This window comes from Leptotrichia sp. OH3620_COT-345, assembly GCF_003932895.1.
In the GTDB taxonomy this organism is placed as follows: Bacteria; Fusobacteriota; Fusobacteriia; order Fusobacteriales; family Leptotrichiaceae; genus Pseudoleptotrichia.
Genome location: NZ_RQYW01000212.1, coordinates 1 through 233 on the forward strand (window position 1 = coordinate 1; position 233 = coordinate 233).

The 233-nt window shown below is 26.2% G+C and carries 1 pseudogene; it reads left to right on the forward strand.

What is annotated here, in order from left to right:
• Positions 1-233, forward strand: a pseudogene (locus EII29_RS12570) (hypothetical protein); the annotation flags it as partial.

The following is a 233-nucleotide window of genomic DNA, read 5'->3' on the forward strand; positions in this document are numbered from 1 at the left end:
AAATTTAGAGAATATAGAACAGCAAATACAATAAGAAAAAATGAAATATTGAATGAAGTACAGGAATTATATAATTTAGACCAAAGTATAAAGATAAACTTGGCAATAAACGGACCTGCACTACTTGATAAAAGCCCTTATTTATTAGAATCGAAAGATAAGTATAACAAAGAAGAATTATTAAAAGATTATGCAAATGGAAAGTATACAGATAAAGGCTTATCAAATAGTCC